We start from the raw sequence: 16,542 nt of genomic DNA on the forward strand, positions 1-16,542 counted from the left end.
AGACCGGCGCAGGGCCAGGACACGGCGCCCCGTATGCTGTCGGGATGCCCCCTGAGGACGCCCCCAGCAACGCCGGCTACGCCTACCGGGCGGTGGTCCGGCAGGCTGGCACCCTGCTGGACTTTCTAAGTCTGCACTACCCCCACTCGGCGCGGGAGGTCTGGGCTCAGCGGCTGGCGGCAGGTCAGGTGGAGGTTCAGGGCAGGCGCGCTCAGGGGGGCGAGTGCGTGCGCGCCGGGCAGGTCGTGGTGTGGCACCGCCCCCCCTGGCGGGAGGAGACCGCGCCTCTGCACTTTGGGGTGCTGCACGAGGACAGCGCCCTGCTGGCCGTGAACAAGCCTTCCGGACTGCCCACACTGCCGGGCGGAGGCTTTCTGGCCCACACGCTCCTGAGTCTGGTGCGCGCGCAGTATCCGGGGGCCAGTCCCCTGCACCGCCTGGGACGCGGCACCAGCGGCGTGGTGCTATTCGCCCGGACTGGCGAGGCCGGGTCGGCCCTGGCCCGCGCCTGGCGCGACCATGAAGTCACCAAGGTCTACCGCGCCCTGAGCAGCGGTGAGGCCGCGCAGCACACCTACGACATCACCGCGCCCATTGGCCCGGTGCCGCATCCCCGGCTGGGCACGGTGTACGCGGCCCAACCGGAAGGCAAACCCAGTGTCAGCCGGGCACAGGTCAGGCGGCGCACGCCCGGCCAGACCCTCTTTGACGTGCAGATTGCCACCGGGCGCCCCCACCAGATTCGGATTCATCTGGCCAGCATCGGGCATCCGCTGGTTGGCGACCCGCTGTACGGCGCCGGCGGCCTGCCTCTCCCTGACCTGCCTGGGCTGCCCGGCGACCTGGGCTACTGGCTGCACGCCTGGACGCTGGGGTTTCGGCACCCGGTGAGTGGGCAGCACATGCTGGTGGAGGCCGAACCGCCGCCAGAGTTACAGTAAGAGACCGGATGTCGCTGAGGGCAGCTCACACTCCCGAGGCTTTGGTTGTAGGCAACGACCTTCAGAGCTGAACGGGGACTTTCTCAGCCTAATCATCAGGTCGGCGCACTCATGGAAAACCCCGCGTGGATTTCTGCCTGACGGGGCAGCAGCAAGGACAGCGCATTTCAAGGCCACTGCATAAGCCCCTCTACCAGTGCAACGACCCGAGTGAACCTGCCGTCTTCTGGAAGACCTGAAAGCCCAGCCCTGCCCCTTCACCGCTCGGTTTCGGCCGTATACGTGCCGTCAGCTCGGCCCCGGAAGGTCACGGTGCCCTGACGGTCGGTGCGGTAGACCCGCGCGCCCGCCTGCTTGTACAGGTTCAGCGCCTGGGCGGTGGGGTGGCCGTAGGTGTTGCCAGTCCCCACGCTGACCACCACGTTCTCGGGGCGCACGTTGGCCAGCCACGCGGCGCTGTCGCCGTTCGCCGCGCCGTGATGAATGCTCTTGTACACCTGAAAGGGGCCGCGCAGGTCGGCGCGGTCCTGGGCCAGCCAGCCTTCGGTTTCAGGGGTCTCGCTGTCGCCGGTCATCAGGGCGCGGAAGTCCCCGAATTGCAGGGCGATCCCCACGCTGTTCTCGTTCTGCTCGTCGCCCACACCGGGGGGCGGCGCAATGACCCTGAGCTTGACGCTGCCCAGATTGACCGTCTGATTGCTCGCCTTGGCAAAGGTGGTGCCCGCGTCCTGCAGCGCCGAGACCAGCCGCTCCCAGGTCTGGGTGGTGCCGCCCAGCCCATTGTTGAGAAACAGCCGGGGTTTGAGCGCCGCAGCCGGCACCAGCCCGGCAATGTGGTCGGCGTCGGCGTGACTGGCGACCATCAGGTCCAGGGCCGTTAGATTCAGCGCTTCCAGGTGGCCCCGCATCCGCTCGGCGCTGCGGCCCCCGTCAATCAGCAGGCTCTTGCCTTCCGGGCTTTGCACCAGGATGGCGTCGCCCTGCCCCACGTCCAGAAAGCGGATGATGACCTCGCCGGCTGGCCCGGTGGGGGTACCCTCTTCCCCGCCGCCGCCCTGCTGACGCATCCAGCCGCAGGCGGCCAGCGACACGGTCCCCAACAGCACCAGCACGCCCAGCACATCTGAGGCGCTGGGGCCGCGTGGGCGCCCGCTACGGGCCGATTTGCGGGCAGAGGCCGCCTTGACTTTCCTGGCGGCTGGCCCCGACTTGCTCCCTGCTTTACGCGGCGCCGCAGGTTTCTCGCCCGGCTTCTTCTTACCCTTGCCGCCCGTCACAGCGTCACCTCGCCGTCGTCGTTCAAAGGCAGCGCCGCCTGTCCCTGCGTGTTCAGGGCGTCCAGCCGCGCCTGGGCCTCGGCCCGCCGCTCGGCCGTGACACTGGGCAGGCGCACCAGCGTCACCCCGTCAGGGCCGTCCTGCACCGCCAGCACGTCGCCTTCTTCCAGCCCAGCAGGCAGGTCTGCCAGGGGCCGGGTCACGGTGGTGCCGTCTGGCCGCTCCAGCCGAGCCACCACGCCGCGCGGCGTGGGTTCCAGGCCGTCCACGGTCCAGCGTTCGGGCCAGTTCTCCTCCGCCTGTTCTGTTTTTGCCTGGGCGCCTTCCCTGTTCATCTGCCCACAGCGTAGCGCAGGGCGCCGCCGGGCAGGTGTGGGAACGCTCCAGGACCAGGGCGCCTCTCAATGCCGTGGGCACTGGTATCGGTGATAGAACCTCATTTCGTTCACCTGAGCAGCAGCTGAGGCGCACCACTACTGGCCCCTCTGAGGGCCGCTCTCAGTCGGCGCCCTGGCGCAGCAGTTGTACGCGCTGGCGCTTGGCGCTGTACATGCGGGCGTCGGCCTGCCGCAGCCAGTCACTCAGGGTCGCGCCCGGCCAGGCCGCCACGGCCCCTACATTCAGGCGCGGCGCCTGCGGCACCGGCCAGCTGAAGGCGGCCACACGGTCCAGAAAATCGGCCAGCCGCGCCTCACTTTCGGTCTGGGGCCAGGGCAGCAGCGCGGCAAACTCGTCGCCGCCCAGCCGGCAGACAAAGCCCGCTGTCCGCACGAGGTCGCCCAGCAGCGAGGCCACGCCGATCAGCACCTCATCGCCCACCGGATGCCCGTGCCCATCATTGATGCTCTTGAAGTCCTGCACGTCCATGACCGCCAGGGTATGCGGCTGGCCGCTGCCCAGCGCGTCCTGCACCCGCCCGGTCAGGGTGCGGCGGTTGGGCAGGCCAGTCAGGGGGTCGGTGTTGGCTTCCCGCTGCACCTGTTCGTGCAGCGCGGCATTTTCCAGGGCGATGCTCAGGTGAACGCCCAGCAACTCCAGAAACTCCAGGTCTTCATCTGTAAAGGCGTCCAGGTCGTAGCTCTGCACCGACAGCACACCGACTTCCTCGTCGCCCACATGCAGCGGCACGCCCATCCACGACAGGGTATGCGGCAGGTCGTGGCGAAAATGCACGCGCACCACCTTCAGGCCCTCGCGCGCCACATAAGCCCGCAGGTCGTTTTGCAGCCTCAACTGGCCATTCAGGACCCGCTCCAGCAGGCCGTCGGTGCGCGGGGGGAGATTCTGTTCGTCCAGGCTGTCACTTTCCAGGGTCAGGCAGTGCCAGCCGCCTCCCGGCAGGCGCCGGGCCAGCAGAGTCACGGGCGTGGCAAACAGCGCCTGCACCTGGGCGTGCATGGTCCGCAGCAGGTCCGGCGTGCGGGCGTGCCGGGCCAGCGCCGCCGTCACCTGTACCAGCGAGCGGTACCGGGCAATCTGGCGCTGGGCATCGGCGGTGGACGTGGTCACCTTGCTCCTTATTGTGGCACGCCGGGGGCCCGGCCCCTGTACCCCCGCACCCCCGGCGGCTGCCCCCGCCCGCCCCGCCGGGGACATTCCTGCCCCGCCCAGCGCCGTATGCTGAGCAGCATGAAGTGGATTTCCGATCCCGCGCTGGTCGGTATCGCGCAGAAAGTCGAGGCCGGCGAGCGCCTGAGCTTTGAAGAAGGCCTGGCGCTCTTTCAGACGCGCGACCTCAATACCCTGATGCGCCTGGCCGACGGCCGCAAGCGAGCCCTGCACGGCGACAAGGTGTATTTCGTGCACTCGATGCGCCTGGAATTTACAAACATCTGTTACGTCGGCTGCACCTTCTGCGCCTTTGCCGCGCGCAAGACCGAGGAGCGCGCCTGGGACTACGACCCCGAACAGGTCGTGGCCCAGGTGGGCCGCCGCTACCTGCCCGGCATTACCGAATTGCACATGAGCAGCGGCCACCACCCCAACCACAAGTGGCCCTATTACCCGGACATGGTGCAGCGCCTGCGCGAGGCCTACCCCGACCTCCAGGTCAAGGCGTTCACGGCCGCCGAGATTGAACACCTGAGCAAGATCAGCAAAAAGCCCACGCTAGAGGTGCTGCGCGACCTTCAGGCGGCGGGCCTGAGCGCCATGCCCGGCGGCGGCGCCGAGATTTTTGCCGACCGGGTGCGCAAGCAGGTGGCCAAAAACAAGGTCAAGGCCGAGAAGTGGCTGCAGATTCACAGCGAGGCGCACTCGCTGGGTATGCGGACCAACGCAACCATGCTGTACGGCCACATCGAAACGCTGGAAGAGCGCCTGGACCACATGCACCGCCTGCGGGAGTTGCAAGACGATTCACTGGCCCGCTACGGCGGCGGCTTTCACGCCTTTATTCCGCTGGCCTTTCAGCCGCTGGGCAATACCCTGGCGCAGAACCTGGGCAAGACCGATTTCACGACGGGCCTGGACGACCTGCGCAACCTGGCCGTGGCGCGCATCTACCTGGATAACTTTCCGCACATCAAGGGCTACTGGGTCATGATTGGCAGCGAGTTGACGCAGGTCAGCCTGGACTGGGGCGTGAGCGACATTGACGGCACCATTCAGGAGGAGCACATCGCCCACGCGGCCGGGGCCACATCCCCTATGGCCCTGTCGCAGGCCGGGATGATCCGCATGATTCAGCACGCCGGGCGCGTGCCAGTGCTGCGCGACGCCTATTACAACGAGCTGGATACTTTTCCCCGCGTCACTGAAGCGGCGGACTGACGCCGTGAGCGCCCCCGACCTGGACGCCGTGCTGGCCCTGGACGACGCCTGGAATGCCGCTTACCACCACGGCGACCCCGAGCGTATGGCCGCCGTTCTGGCCGAGGACTGGCTGGCCTTTTTTCCTGACGGTACGGCGGTCTTCAGGGCCGACCTGCTGGCCAACATGCGCCGCGACCCCCCACCCACTTTGATGTTCGAGCGCCACGCCAGCCGCGTGTTTGGTGACGCGGCCATCACGCGCGGCACGCTGTACGCCGGTGGCGAGCGCGTCCAGAGCTTTTTGCGCGTGTATGCCCGGCGGGCGGGACAGTGGCAGGCGGTCAGCGTGCAGGTGGTGCCGTGAAGGGGGGAGTGGGGTGTGGGAAGTGGGGTGTAGGAGCTTTTGGCTTTAGCCAATACCGCGCTGTTCCTACTTCCTACACCCCACGCCCCACACCCCACGCGCACGCGGAGCGCCCATGACCTACCGCGCGGGCTGGATTCATTACACGAACGTGGCGCCCATTCTGGATTCCCTGGAATTGCCGCCAGGCGTCACCGCCATTACGGGTGTGCCTACCGAGATGAACGCGGCTCTGCTCTCAGGCCAGGTGGACATCGCCAACATCAGCGCGGTGGAATTCATCCGGCACGCCGACATCCTGGAAGCTCTGCCGGACTTCAGCGTAGCGGTGCTGGGGCCGGTGTATTCGGTGAACCTCTTTCATACTCGGCCGCTGGCCAGGGTGCGGCGCATCGCCCTGACGGCGCAGTCCGCCATGAGCGTGGCGCTGCTGGAAGTACTGCTGCGCGAGTGGGGCCTGACCCCCGTGCTGGAACGCGCCGAGGGCGACGCCGAGAGCCTGCTGAGCCAGGGCTACGACGGCGTGCTGCGCATTGGCGACAGCGCTCTGCGGGAATGGTATGGGGTCGCCGGCCCCCTGACCCCGCAGACCACCATGACCAGCCTGCCCAACACGGGGCGCGGCATTACCGTGACCGACCTGGCCTGCGCGTGGTTTGACCTGACGGGTCACCCATTCACGTTTGCGGTGTGGGCCTACCGCAAAGACAACCCGCCCCCAGCTGACCTGATTCAGGCGATGCGGGAAGCGCGCCGCGAGGGGATTGGCCACCTGGCCGCCGTGGCCCAGCGCCACGCCGCCCGCCTGGGCCTGCCCGAGCGCGTGGTGCAGCATTACCTCTGGAACTTCCGCTACCATCTCGAAGCCCCCGACCGCCTGGGCCTGCACGAGTTCGCCGCCAAGGCGGTGCCAGGCCACGCCGAACTGACCTTTGGGCCAAGGCCCGGCCGCCGGGAGGAAGTGAGCAGCGGGCAGAGGTAAAGAGAAGGCGTGGGTTGTGGGTTAGGGGGACAGAGGGCAAGGGATGAGATTCAGGTCCCGCATCTTTTGAAAACTAGAACCTCTCACCTGCACCAAGGCTTCCTGCCCCGTATTGCCCAGGTCCAGGCGAGGCCATTGTGCGCGCAGCGCGCAGGCCCTTGCGCTGGGCGGCAGGATGGCGTCGAGGCCAGACCCATAAACGTAAAGAGCAAACTGGCCAACTCCAGTCAAACCTCTTGCCCAGTGCCAACGTCTACTCCCCCGTCCCCCCTGGGGATGGGGGCTGGGGGGTGGGGCGAACCGAGCCTACTTCTCCTCCCCCACCGGCCCCAACACCACCACCGTCAACCGCTCTAACGGACAGAGCCGCAGCACCTCCTGCACGTCCTGCACCGTCACCCGCTCGTACCGCCCCACCAGTTCGGCCGTGTCCAGCACCCGCTCGGTGGCCAGATATTCCATGCCCAGCGCAAACAGCCGGCCCTGCGGCGTCTCGGCCCGCAGCAGCGTCCCCACGGCCAGCTTGCGCGCCGCCCGCTGAACCGCCTGCGGCGTGATGAGCGTTCCGGCGTTTTGAAGCACGTCCCGGAAGGTCGCCAGCGCGCCGTCCAGGCGTTCCGGATCGCAGGTCAGGCCGCCTTCAAAGGTGCCGGCGCCCTGATAATCCAGGTGGCCCAGGTCGGCGCTGTCGCACAGGCCGGTGTCCACCAGCGCCCAGTACAGCGCGCCGTTCTCGCCGCCGATCAGGTCGGCCAGCACCTGCGCCGCCTCGCGCAGCGGATGGGTGGTGGCCAGGCCTGGGCAGGCGGCCACCACATGCACCCGCGTCAGGTCGGGGTCGTGCAGTACGCGGGTGTGCTCCGGCCAGGCCGGCGGGGGCAAGACGGTGGCGTCTGGCCGGCCAGCGGGCCAGGCGGTCAGCACCCCCTGCGCCCAGGCCAGCACCGCCGCCGCGTCAAACTGCCCCGTGACGGCCAGCGTGACGCGGCCCGCGCCGTAGCGTTCCTGGTGATGCCGCGCCAGCACGGCGGGAGTCAGGGCCCCAACCGTCTCGGGCGTCCCCAGAATGGAGCCTCCCAGCGGATGCGCCCCCCAGTAGTCGGCGCGCAGTTCGTCGGCCAGGCGGGCGGCAGGCTGGTCGGCGTACATGGCGATTTCTTCCAGAATCACGCCCCGCTCGGTGTCGATGTCGGCTGGGCGCAGCGCCGGGCGCATCAGTTCGGTCAGGATGGCCAGCAGCTCGCCCACCTGCTCGGGCAAGGTGGCGGCGTGGTAGACGGTCGCTTCCTCGCTGGTAAAGGCGTTGGCGTGCCCGCCCAGTTCGTCCAGGCGCTCATTGAGTTCGGCGGCGCCCACGACCTCGCTGCCCTTGAACATCAGGTGTTCCAGAAAATGACTGGCGCCCTGCTCGGCGGCCTCTTCCTCGCGGCTGCCGGTGCGCACGAAATAGCCCGCCGCCACCGTCTGGGCCTCGGGGTCGGGTTCAAGCAGCAGGGTCAGGCCGCCCGGCAGGTTGTAGCGCTGGGTCTCAGACATGGGTGGTCTCCAGAGGTGCCGACAGCGGGGGCACCGCGTTGCCCACTGGCCCCAGGGTCACGACGGTGGCCTGCGCAGCGGGGTCGTACCCGGCCAGAAAGGCGTTCACCCCGTCCAGGCTCAGGGCCTCTACCGCCGCGCGCAGGTCAGCGGGGGCGCGGGGGGAACCGAACAGGGCCGTGTCACGGGTCAGGGCGTGGGCGCGGCCACGCAGGCTCTCGGCGCCAAAGACCACGCTGCTGCTCAGGCCCGCGCGGGCGCGGCCAAACTCAGCGGCCGTCAGGCCCTGCGGCAGCCGCGCCAGCTCAGAGAGCAGGACCTCCAGGGTCTCGGGGGCGCGGTCCGGGGTGCTGCCCGCATACAGGCTCAGAAAGCCCTGCCCCCCCAGCACCAGCGGCGAGGCGCTGACCGCGTAGGCCAAGCCGCGCTCCTCACGCACCGAGTGAAACAGGCGGCTGGCGCTGCCACCCGAGAGGGCGCCCACAGCCAGTTGCCAGGCCAGCCAGTCGGGGCTGTGCGGCGCCACCCCCGGACACAGCACGCTGAGGTGGGTCTGCTCGGCGTCCTCGTGCGGCACCCGAACCTGCCCACCCGCTTGAAAATCGGCGGGCACCTCGTCGGCCGCGCCGGGGCGCAGATCACCGAGCACCTCCTGCGCGAGGGCATGCGCCTGGGCTGGGTCCAGGTCAGCCACCAGCCCCAGCACCGTTCCGGCCTGGCCGTAGCGCGTCAGGTGAGCCCGCAGGGCCGCTGGACTCAGCGCCGTCAGGCCGCCGGGCGTGCCACTGACCGGGTGGGCGTAGCCGGCAAACGGCGACCCCAGGGGCCGGGGAAAGGCGGCGGCGCGGGCCTCCAGGGCCAGCAGGTCGGCTGGGCTGTCCTGCACGCCGTCGAGGTCCTGCCGCGCCAGGTCGGTCAGGACCGGCACCTCAGCCTCGGGCAAGTCGGGGCGCATCAGGACATCGGCGCACAGGGCCAGCGCCGCCCGCAGGTCAGCCTGCAGGCCGCTGACGCTCAGGCGCGTGGCCTCGGGGCCGACCCCGCCGCCCCGCCGGACCCCCAGGTCATCAAAGGCGTCTTGCAGGGCGCGGGCGCTGCGGCCGCCGGCGCCCTTAAACAGCCACTCTTCCAGCACACCGCTCGCGCCTTCCTGCCCGGCCGGGTCGTGGGCGCTGCCCACCGGCAGGCGCAGGTCAAAGGCAAACCCCGGACTGCGGCGGCGCTCGAAGGCGACGCGCAGGCCGCCGGGCAGCGTCCACAGGTGGGCGGAGGGGGGAGCAGCAGGCATCCGGCCATTCTACCCCGCGCCGGCCTTTTTTCGCGCGTCCGGCGGGGGGATGGGCGCCGGCGCCCCAGCGCTACCCCACCACTAGACCCACACCCCGCCCCTGGGGAACGGCCAGCGTGACGCGGTTGCGGCCTCCCGTCTTGGCGGCGTACAGCGCGGCGTCGGCCTGGGCAATCCAGGCGTGCAGGTCCAGTTCCTGCGGGGTCTGGGTCATCTGGTCCTGTGTGGTCTGGGCCTGGGCCGCCTGCCCGGCGACCAGCCCCAGGCTGAGCGTCACTGGAATAGGTCGCCCCGCGTCTTCCAGCCGCAAAGCCTCGACTGCTTCCCGCAGGGCCTCGGCCACCTGCTGGGCCTCGGGGGCCGACGTGGCGGGCAGCAGCGCCACGAATTCCTCACCGCCGTAGCGCGCGAACAGGTCCGTGCGGCGCAGCCTGGCCTGACACGTCTGCGCCACCGCCCGCAGCACCTCGTCGCCCGCCGGGTGGCCGTAGGTATCATTGATGCCCTTAAAGCGGTCGATGTCCATCATGACGACAGCAAACGGCTGCCCACTTCGCCCGGCCTGCGCGAGCGCCTGCCCAGCCAGGGTCACGAAATGGCGGCGGTTATGCACGCCGGTCAGGGCGTCACTCTGGGCGAGTTGCCGGAGCTGCTGCTCGGCTTCGCGGCGCGCGGTGACGTCAAACAACACCACGGCCTGCCCGCTCAGCCGCCCCGACGCCCCCCGGATGGGCGAGCGCTGCACTGTGAAGTAGGCCGGCTGGCCCCGGCTGAGCAGCGTGACCTCCTCATCGGTGGTCTGGGGGGCGTCCGGCGGGGCCAGGTGGGGCAGCACGGTATGGGAAGGCGCGCCCACCCCCGCGGTGCCGGTCAGCCCGAACAGTTCGCGGGCAAAGGGGTTCAGGTCCACCACGCGGCCACTCAGGTCCAGCACCACGATGCCCGCCCGGATGTTGTGGACCACGAGGTGGTGCGCGATAGGCACCAGCCGCAGGGCGCTGTAGCGGAACAGCGCCAGGGCAAACAGCACCGCCGAGACCAGGAAGAAGAAAATCACCTCGTCCACGCGGAGCAGCAGGTCCAGCCCGAACAGGTCTTCGGACATGCGCCCGGCCAGCGGCGCAAATCCGCCCAGCGTCAGCAGCAGCCCCTGGCGCCGGAACAGCGGTTGGGCCGTCCAGTAAAAGCGGGTGAACAGCACCACGCTGGTCAGAATCGAGGCGTAGATGGCGGCGGCGTACAGCCAGAAGAAAGGGCCGTGGCCCGCCTGCAATTCCGGTTCGCCGGGCACCACGCGCAGTTCGGTCCACATCAGGTGATGAACGCCGTCGGTGCAGACCACGGCGAAGGTCAGCGCGGCCCACCCGGCCAGCGCCCACTGCACCCGCCGCGTCAGCCACGCCTCCCGGCCCGTGGCGTACAGGCAGAACACCAGCCACAGCAGCGGCGTCGGCGCGGCCCCCACATACTTGGCCACCAGCCAGGCGTGTTTGCCGGCCAGGGTAGGACTGCACAGTTCCAGGGCGTAGCACAGCGTCCAGACCGACAGGCCCAGCATCAGCCAGACAAAGGTGCGGGCCGCTGGGCTGGGGCGGCCCACCGCCACCAGGGCCAGCGCACTGGTCAGGCCCAGCGAGACCAGAAAGGGCAGAACGTATGGGGTGTATTCCAGCATGTGGGGCTCCTCGGCGCCGGTCAGACAGGCGCCATCAGGCCTGCCTTTAGTTTCTCTTTAAGTTTAAGCTCATACGGACTCCGATTGAATCGAGCGGAATGCCGGGTGGAATCCGAGCGAACTTGGAAAGCGGCGCAGCAGACTTGAAAAGTGCCGCAGGCGAGCGAGCAGGAACAGATGCGGATTTCGCAATATGGAAGCGCAGACGGTGCCTGTCTTTGCCGTGTAGTAATGAAGCGGAATCCGTATCAGCCGCCCTGAAGGCGGCACCCCCTCTGCAACTTTTGCCGGTTTTGGCCTGGGTCAGGGGCGCGGCATGCTGAGCCGAATGCGACGAGTCATCGGAGTGGTGCTGACACTGGCCGTGCTGGGCGGCGCGCTGTTTCTCCTGTGGCCGCTGCTTGAGCAGGCGCGGCGGATGTCCGCTCTCCTGTCGGCCCCCGCGCCGGTAGCGGGCAGTCTGCCCAATCCGCTGCCGGGCCAGCGCTTTGTGGACACCTGGGGCGCGGCGCGCAGCGAGGGCCGGCGGCATGAAGGCGTGGACATCTTTGCGCCGCGCGGCACCCCTATCCGCTCGGTCACGCGCGGCCTGGTGCTGAATGTGGGCGCGAACAATCTCGGTGGCCGCACCGTCATGGTGCTGGGGCCCGCCGGACAGCGGCACTACTACGCGCACCTAGAGCGGTATCCCAACCTGAAACGCGGCGACTGGGTGCAGGCGGGCGACGTGGTGGGCTATGTGGGCGACAGCGGCAACGCGCGCGGCACCCCGCCCCATCTGCATTACGGCATCTACACGGGGCAAGGGGCCATCAATCCGTTCGGGCTACTCCGGCAGCAATAACGCACTGCGCAAGTGTTAAGCGCTTAAGAAGCCTTAAGCCAGAGGCTACGGCAGGCTCATAGAGAGTTTTATTCGTACAGCACGAGGTTAGAGGCCATTAACGCTTCGTTAACGTGAGGTTTTATACAGTGATGTCACAGGAAAAGGAAGGCAGAAGCGAGGGAGCGCCGAAGCCATCTGGAGCCTGAAGCCGGAAGCCTTACCGCTGAGATCGGGTGCGAGTCGCCGGCAGGCCGCACGACGGAAGGGGGTCGCCGCATGACCCTGCAATTCAGTCATCACTGGGCCACACCGTAGGCCCCATCCCTGGAGGGAAGATCATGAGGAACATTGCACTGCTGGCCCTGACCGCTGTTCTCGGCACCGCTTCGGCCGTGACCACCAACACCCAGACCACCCCCCTGAAGCTGAAAGTCGACAACGTCTGCGTCACGGCGTACAGCGGCTTTGACGGCGCTTCCCGCGACCACACCTGGGGCACCCTCGACCTGGGCAAGATCAACGCCGTGTCCAGCGTGACCTCGTCGGCGCAGGTGCTGGCCGTGGACTGCAACTACAAGACGGCCCTGACCGTCATTCAGCCCACCTCCATCACCCTGACCAACGAAAATGGTGACACCTTCAGCATCAACAACGATGTCTGGAGCCTGAGCAACCCCCTGTCGGTGCAGTTCCGCGAAGCCGGCAGCTACACCCCCAACTGGGGCTACGGCCCTTACCAGTACTACGCCTGGAGCGCCGACTTTAAACTGGGCGGCCCTGGCACCGGCTACGGCAGCGCCTGGTCCATCCCCGGCGGCAGCTACACCGGCAACTTGGAAGTGAAGTTCGAGTACAACGAGTAATCCCACCCTATCCTGACGCACAACCTGGCAGCGTAGGCCAGGTTGTGCGTCTTCTCAAGGAGCCCCTATGCGTATTCGCCCCCTGCTTCTCCTGCTGCTCTGTACGGCGGCCAGCGCCAGCCCCAGCAGCCCGGCCGCCAGTTGCCAGATTGTTCAGCTGACGGCCAATCTGGCGCCCTACCGCGCCCCGACGGGCGCGCGCGGAACGGTTCACTTCCGGGTGAATTGTCCGGCTGCTGGCCGCTACGTGGTGGCACTGAGTACCCCAGATGGTCCTCTGAATGGGCCAGTGGCCACTCTGCGGCTGCGGGGGCACTGGGGCGAAGCGCAGGCGCACCTGACCCTTCCTCTGGACCTGACCGTCTCGGGGTCGCGGACCTTTGATCTGAATGTGCAGGTCGCCCCGGGGCAGTGGCGACTGGCAGGGGGCGACTACGAACTGCCCTTTACGGTCAGCACCACCCGACTGGACGCTGCCCCCGCAGGAGAAACACCATGAAGCGCTTGACCCTTGCCGCACTGGTCCTTTTGGGCACTGCCACGGCGCAGAACTTCAGCCTCAGCCCCACGGCGTTCAACCTGGACCCAGCCCGCACCAACACTTCGCAGGTGCGCCTGCAAAACCCAGGCAAAGTGACACTGAAGTTTCAGGTCGAGGTGCGCAAGTGGACCACCGAAAATGGTCAGCATGCCTACTCTTCCACGCGGGACGTGGTGGTCAATCCGGCGACGTTCACTCTGGGACCAGGGGAGTCTCAGGTCATTCGCCTGGGCCTGCTGAAAAAGGCGGGGGCCGACGAACTGACCTACCGGGTCTTCGTGAAGCAGGTGCCGGCCGAAGGCACGGCCACCCAGCAGGTCAGCAGCGGCGCAGCCAACATGAATCTGGCACAGCTGGTTCAGCTGTCGCTCCCGGTGTATGTCACGCCGGCAAACAGCGCCCCCAAAATTAGCTTCCGCGCACGCAAAGATGGCAGCACCCTAACACTAGACGTCATAAACAGCGGCAATCAACATCAGACGTTCCGGGCCCTGTCGGTGGTGACTGGCGGCCAGGAAATCAAACTGGGCAGCACCGCCGTCCTGGGCCGCACCACCCTGAGCCTGCCTTTAAAAGGTGTCGTCAGCGGGCCTCTAGAACTGCGTTACACCGATACCAACGACAAGGAATGGAGTGAAACGCTTTCGATTCCCTGAGGGATGGCGCGCTTCTTGGCTGCTGACTGCGGCGCTCTCGGCTCAAGCCGGCGCCCAGACCACTGACCAGGCCGCCAGTTCCCCCTGTGCTACAGCGCCCATCTTCGTGGACACCATTGTCAACGGCGAGGCACGTGGCGGCGCGCTCATTCTGGTCCGCCCCACTGACCTGTGGGTGACGCCATCCATTCTGGGTGAGTCAGAAGCGGGCTACATCGCCGAGCAGGTCACGTGCGATGACGGCCCCTTCGTGCGTCTCGATCCCCGCCTGGAGAGTCGGTACAACGCCGCCGAACTGACCCTGGATATCCGGGCCCGTCTGGACCTCCTGCCGGGCAACACCCTGGATCTGGGGGCGCAGGCCGGAGCGGCTGGCGTGACGGACCCCACGCTGCCTCTGGTCACCTTGAGTGCCCGTGGCGGCGTGAACCGCTTTCCCGCGCCGGCCGGGCTTACGGGCGTACCCGCCACCATCAGTCATAACGCGGCGGTGCGTGCTGGTGTGCAGGTAGGGCAGGTGCAGGCCAGCGCGGCGGTCAGCGAGGTAGGCGCGGTGACAGACGGCCAGACCCAGTCGCAGTGGCAGGGCGAGGTCCAGGCCACCTATGACTTCAGCGAGCACCTCTCGGCGGGCCTGCAAGCCTACGCCCGCCTGAACGAAGGCGAGACGACCCTGGACCCGCAGCGCATCAGCGGCCTTCGGGTGACGGTGGGTGACACCCGCGCCTACCGCCTGCCCGAAGTCGTGCTGGCCCTGCCCCTGGATGCCGATGTGGATCTGGTTATTAACGGCGAAGCCCTGCCAAGACTGCGGGCCCGCGCAGGCAACCTGTCGCTGCGCAACATTCCCGTGAGCGCCCCCGAAGGCGTCCTGGAATTCACGGTCCGCGACGGCACCGGCCTGCGCACCGAGCTCCGGCGTTACACAGCCGCCGAGGTGGTCGTCACGGCCCGCGCCCTGGCGGCGCAGGCTGAAGCTGGACTGCTGGGCACCCAGCCCGCCGCACGTGCCACTGCGGTCTACGGGCTATCTGATCGCTGGAGCCTCTCAGGGCAAGCCACGGTGACCCGTGAAAATTGGACGGCGAAGGTGGCCACCCGGTACGTTCAGCCGCAGCTCAATGCTGGGTTAGGCGCTGAATATGACGCCAGCCAGCCGGACCAGGCCGCCCTGAACGCTGACGCCACCTATGTTCGCGACGCCTGGCGGGTCACCGGAACTGTGCGGGCCCTGCCCCTGAACCTCAGGGCCAGTGCGCTGGGGGCTCAGGTGATCTGGACACAACCCCGCTACAGCGTTTCGGGGCGGCTGCAAGCGGCGCCGGGCAATGCCCAGTATCTGGCGGGCCTGACTGTGAATAACCGGATCAACGACCAGTGGGCGGCGGCGCTGGACGGCAGCGTCACTTCATCCAGCGGCCAGGTGGGGTGGAAAGTTGGGCTCGGCGTGACCTGGAACCCTCTCCCGACCGTCAATGTCATCACAGCGGCCGAATCACAGGGCGGCTCTCAGAGCACAGGCCTGAGCGGTGTGAGAACCCAGGTGCGCTATCAGCCAACGCCTGAGCACACGATCAGTGCAGCGGCGCAGCTGACCACCGCTCAAGAACGGTTTGCCCGGCTGGGCTACGACTACGATGGTCAGGTGCGGCTGTCAGCCAACGTTTCCACCGCTGGCGAGTGGGGCGTGTCCGGCGACGCCGGCGTCGCCTGGGTCGGAGGCCGTGTGTACATCACGCCAGACGAGCCAGGGCCAGGCATCCTGGTGCGTGTAGGGTCGCCGGGTGTGCCGCTTCTGGTCAACAACACGCGCGTGGTGACAGATGCGCGCGGCGAGGCGCTGGTGCTGCTGGGGGCCGGCCTGCGTTCTGTCAGTGTCACGCCCGATTTTGAGGCCCTGCCCGTCACAGTCAGCGTGCGTGAGGAACGCCGTGAGCTGACCCTGGCCGCGCACGGCGTGACTGTCCTGGACTGGAGCAAGAACTTCGAGCGCTTCGCCTGGGTGCGCCTCCTCCACCCCGACGGCACGCCGCTGAAATACGCCCAGCTGGCCCTGACCGGCGGCCCCACCACAGACGACGATGGCTGGGCGCTGGTGCCTGCCTTCAGCACGCCGCTGACCGTGCAGGTCACCGAAGAAGAGGCGGGCCGCCCCCCCTGTCAGGCCGTCCTGACCCCCGGCACCGAGACCGCCACCTGCGTGCCCCTTACCCCCCCAGCCGCGCCCTGACCGCTGGCCACTCGGCCGCTACGATGGAATACAGGACCGTGTCGCGCTGGCTGCCATCCAGGCGCGGCATGTGCTGGCGCAGCACCCCCTCGCGCACCGCCCCCAGGCCCTCAATGGCCCGCTGAGACCGGAGATTCAGGAGGTCGGTTTTGATTTCCACGCGCAACGCGCCCAGGGTCTCGAAGGCGTGGCCCAGCAAGAGCCGCTTGAAGGTGCGGTTGGCGGGCGTACGCATGTGAGCCGGCGCCAGCCAGGTGCTGCCGATTTCCAGGCGGCGGTGGGCCAGGCGCATCTCCATATACCGGGTCGCCCCAGCGTAAACGCCGTCCACCATGGCCACAAACGGCCGCTGGTCCTCAGCGTTCAGGGCCCCCAGGTAGTAGCGCTCCAGCATGGGCGGCGTGATCATCTGCGCGTACTCGGCCGCGTTGGCCTGGGCCAGCAGCATCAGCGGCGCTTGATCGCTCTCCTGCAGGGGGCGCAGGGTATAGGGCCCGCTGCTGAACGTGAGGTCGTGGCGCATAGGCCGACTGTAGCCCTTCCAGCAGAGCCTATCGCCGCCCTATTCCTTCTCCTCTGTGGTGGGCCGAGCAGACTTCCGCGAACGGC

The 16,542-nt window shown here is 68.1% G+C and carries 16 protein-coding genes; 9 read left to right on the forward strand and 7 right to left on the reverse strand.

Annotation, left to right across the window (positions count from 1 at the left end):
• The first annotated feature begins 44 nt into the window (after positions 1 to 44).
• Complete coding sequence (locus K7W42_RS04160) at positions 45 to 941, forward strand: RluA family pseudouridine synthase (RefSeq protein ID WP_224572539.1); 897 nt, start codon at positions 45 to 47, stop codon at positions 939 to 941.
• A gap of 257 nt (positions 942 to 1,198) precedes the next feature.
• On the opposite strand, the gene K7W42_RS04165 is transcribed toward K7W42_RS04160, so the two are convergent.
• The 3 genes from K7W42_RS04165 to K7W42_RS04175 all read right to left on the reverse strand — a co-directional run bounded on the left by K7W42_RS04165 (position 1,199) and on the right by K7W42_RS04175 (position 3,727).
• Positions 1,199 to 2,218: a ComEC/Rec2 family competence protein gene (locus K7W42_RS04165; RefSeq protein ID WP_224572541.1), complete on the reverse strand. Its 1,020-nt coding sequence runs from the start codon at positions 2,216 to 2,218 to the stop codon at positions 1,199 to 1,201.
• Positions 2,215 to 2,553, reverse strand: coding sequence for a DUF3006 domain-containing protein (locus K7W42_RS04170; RefSeq protein ID WP_157459779.1), 339 nt, complete (start codon positions 2,551 to 2,553; stop codon positions 2,215 to 2,217). The genes K7W42_RS04165 and K7W42_RS04170 overlap by 4 nt, the downstream gene beginning before the upstream one ends.
• A 163-nt stretch (positions 2,554 to 2,716) precedes the next feature.
• Positions 2,717 to 3,727, reverse strand: coding sequence for a GGDEF domain-containing protein (locus tag K7W42_RS04175; protein WP_224572543.1), 1,011 nt, complete (start codon positions 3,725 to 3,727; stop codon positions 2,717 to 2,719).
• Positions 3,728 to 3,847: 120 nt separating this feature from the next.
• On the opposite strand from K7W42_RS04175, the gene mqnE reads away from it, so the two are divergent.
• The 3 genes from mqnE (at position 3,848) to K7W42_RS04190 (ending at position 6,318) form a co-directional block, all read left to right on the forward strand.
• Positions 3,848 to 4,990 (forward strand): aminofutalosine synthase MqnE, encoded by a 1,143-nt coding sequence (gene mqnE, locus K7W42_RS04180; RefSeq protein WP_224572545.1) that lies wholly within the window; start codon positions 3,848 to 3,850, stop codon positions 4,988 to 4,990.
• Between the two features lie 4 nt (positions 4,991 to 4,994).
• Positions 4,995 to 5,336, forward strand: coding sequence for a nuclear transport factor 2 family protein (locus tag K7W42_RS04185; RefSeq protein WP_224572547.1), 342 nt, complete (start codon positions 4,995 to 4,997; stop codon positions 5,334 to 5,336).
• 115 nt (positions 5,337 to 5,451) lie between these two features.
• Positions 5,452 to 6,318, forward strand: a complete 867-nt coding sequence (locus K7W42_RS04190) for a menaquinone biosynthetic enzyme MqnA/MqnD family protein (protein WP_224572549.1) — start codon at positions 5,452 to 5,454, stop codon at positions 6,316 to 6,318.
• 306 nt (positions 6,319 to 6,624) lie between these two features.
• On the opposite strand, the gene K7W42_RS04195 is transcribed toward K7W42_RS04190, so the two are convergent.
• The 3 genes from K7W42_RS04195 to K7W42_RS04205 form a co-directional block, all read right to left on the reverse strand.
• Positions 6,625 to 7,854 (reverse strand): M16 family metallopeptidase, encoded by a 1,230-nt coding sequence (locus K7W42_RS04195; protein WP_224572551.1) that lies wholly within the window; start codon positions 7,852 to 7,854, stop codon positions 6,625 to 6,627.
• Complete coding sequence (locus K7W42_RS04200) at positions 7,847 to 9,142, reverse strand: M16 family metallopeptidase (RefSeq protein ID WP_224572553.1); 1,296 nt, start codon at positions 9,140 to 9,142, stop codon at positions 7,847 to 7,849. Before K7W42_RS04200 ends, K7W42_RS04195 begins: the two co-directional genes overlap by 8 nt.
• 70 nt (positions 9,143 to 9,212) lie before the next feature.
• Positions 9,213 to 10,817, reverse strand: a complete 1,605-nt coding sequence (locus K7W42_RS04205; RefSeq protein ID WP_224572555.1) for a histidine kinase N-terminal 7TM domain-containing diguanylate cyclase — start codon at positions 10,815 to 10,817, stop codon at positions 9,213 to 9,215.
• A gap of 328 nt (positions 10,818 to 11,145) precedes the next feature.
• Here K7W42_RS04205 and K7W42_RS04210 point away from each other — a divergent pair, with 328 nt between their 5' ends.
• The 5 genes from K7W42_RS04210 (at position 11,146) to K7W42_RS04230 (ending at position 15,933) form a co-directional block, all read left to right on the forward strand.
• Positions 11,146 to 11,661, forward strand: a complete 516-nt coding sequence (locus K7W42_RS04210) for a M23 family metallopeptidase (RefSeq protein ID WP_224572557.1) — start codon at positions 11,146 to 11,148, stop codon at positions 11,659 to 11,661.
• 320 nt (positions 11,662 to 11,981) lie between these two features.
• A complete protein-coding gene (locus K7W42_RS04215) occupies positions 11,982 to 12,506 on the forward strand; it encodes a hypothetical protein (protein ID WP_224572559.1) in 525 nt (174 codons plus the stop codon).
• Positions 12,507 to 12,573: 67 nt separating this feature from the next.
• The gene (locus K7W42_RS04220; protein ID WP_224572561.1) at positions 12,574 to 13,005 is read left to right on the forward strand and encodes a hypothetical protein; all 432 of its coding nucleotides are present in this window, start codon (positions 12,574 to 12,576) and stop codon (positions 13,003 to 13,005) included.
• Entirely contained in the window at positions 13,002 to 13,703 is a 702-nt protein-coding gene (locus K7W42_RS04225) for a fimbrial biogenesis chaperone (protein WP_157459789.1), read from the forward strand. The genes K7W42_RS04220 and K7W42_RS04225 overlap by 4 nt, the downstream gene beginning before the upstream one ends.
• A 106-nt stretch (positions 13,704 to 13,809) precedes the next feature.
• A complete protein-coding gene (locus K7W42_RS04230; protein WP_224572563.1) occupies positions 13,810 to 15,933 on the forward strand; it encodes a fimbria/pilus outer membrane usher protein in 2,124 nt (707 codons plus the stop codon).
• Here the strand turns inward: K7W42_RS04230 and K7W42_RS04235 are convergent.
• The gene (locus K7W42_RS04235) at positions 15,911 to 16,456 is read right to left on the reverse strand and encodes a GNAT family N-acetyltransferase (RefSeq protein WP_224572565.1); all 546 of its coding nucleotides are present in this window, start codon (positions 16,454 to 16,456) and stop codon (positions 15,911 to 15,913) included. The genes K7W42_RS04230 and K7W42_RS04235 overlap by 23 nt on opposite strands.
• Positions 16,457 to 16,542: the final 86 nt, after the last annotated feature.

It is taken from the genome of Deinococcus betulae, from assembly GCF_020166395.1.
GTDB lineage: Bacteria > Deinococcota > Deinococci > Deinococcales > Deinococcaceae > Deinococcus > Deinococcus betulae.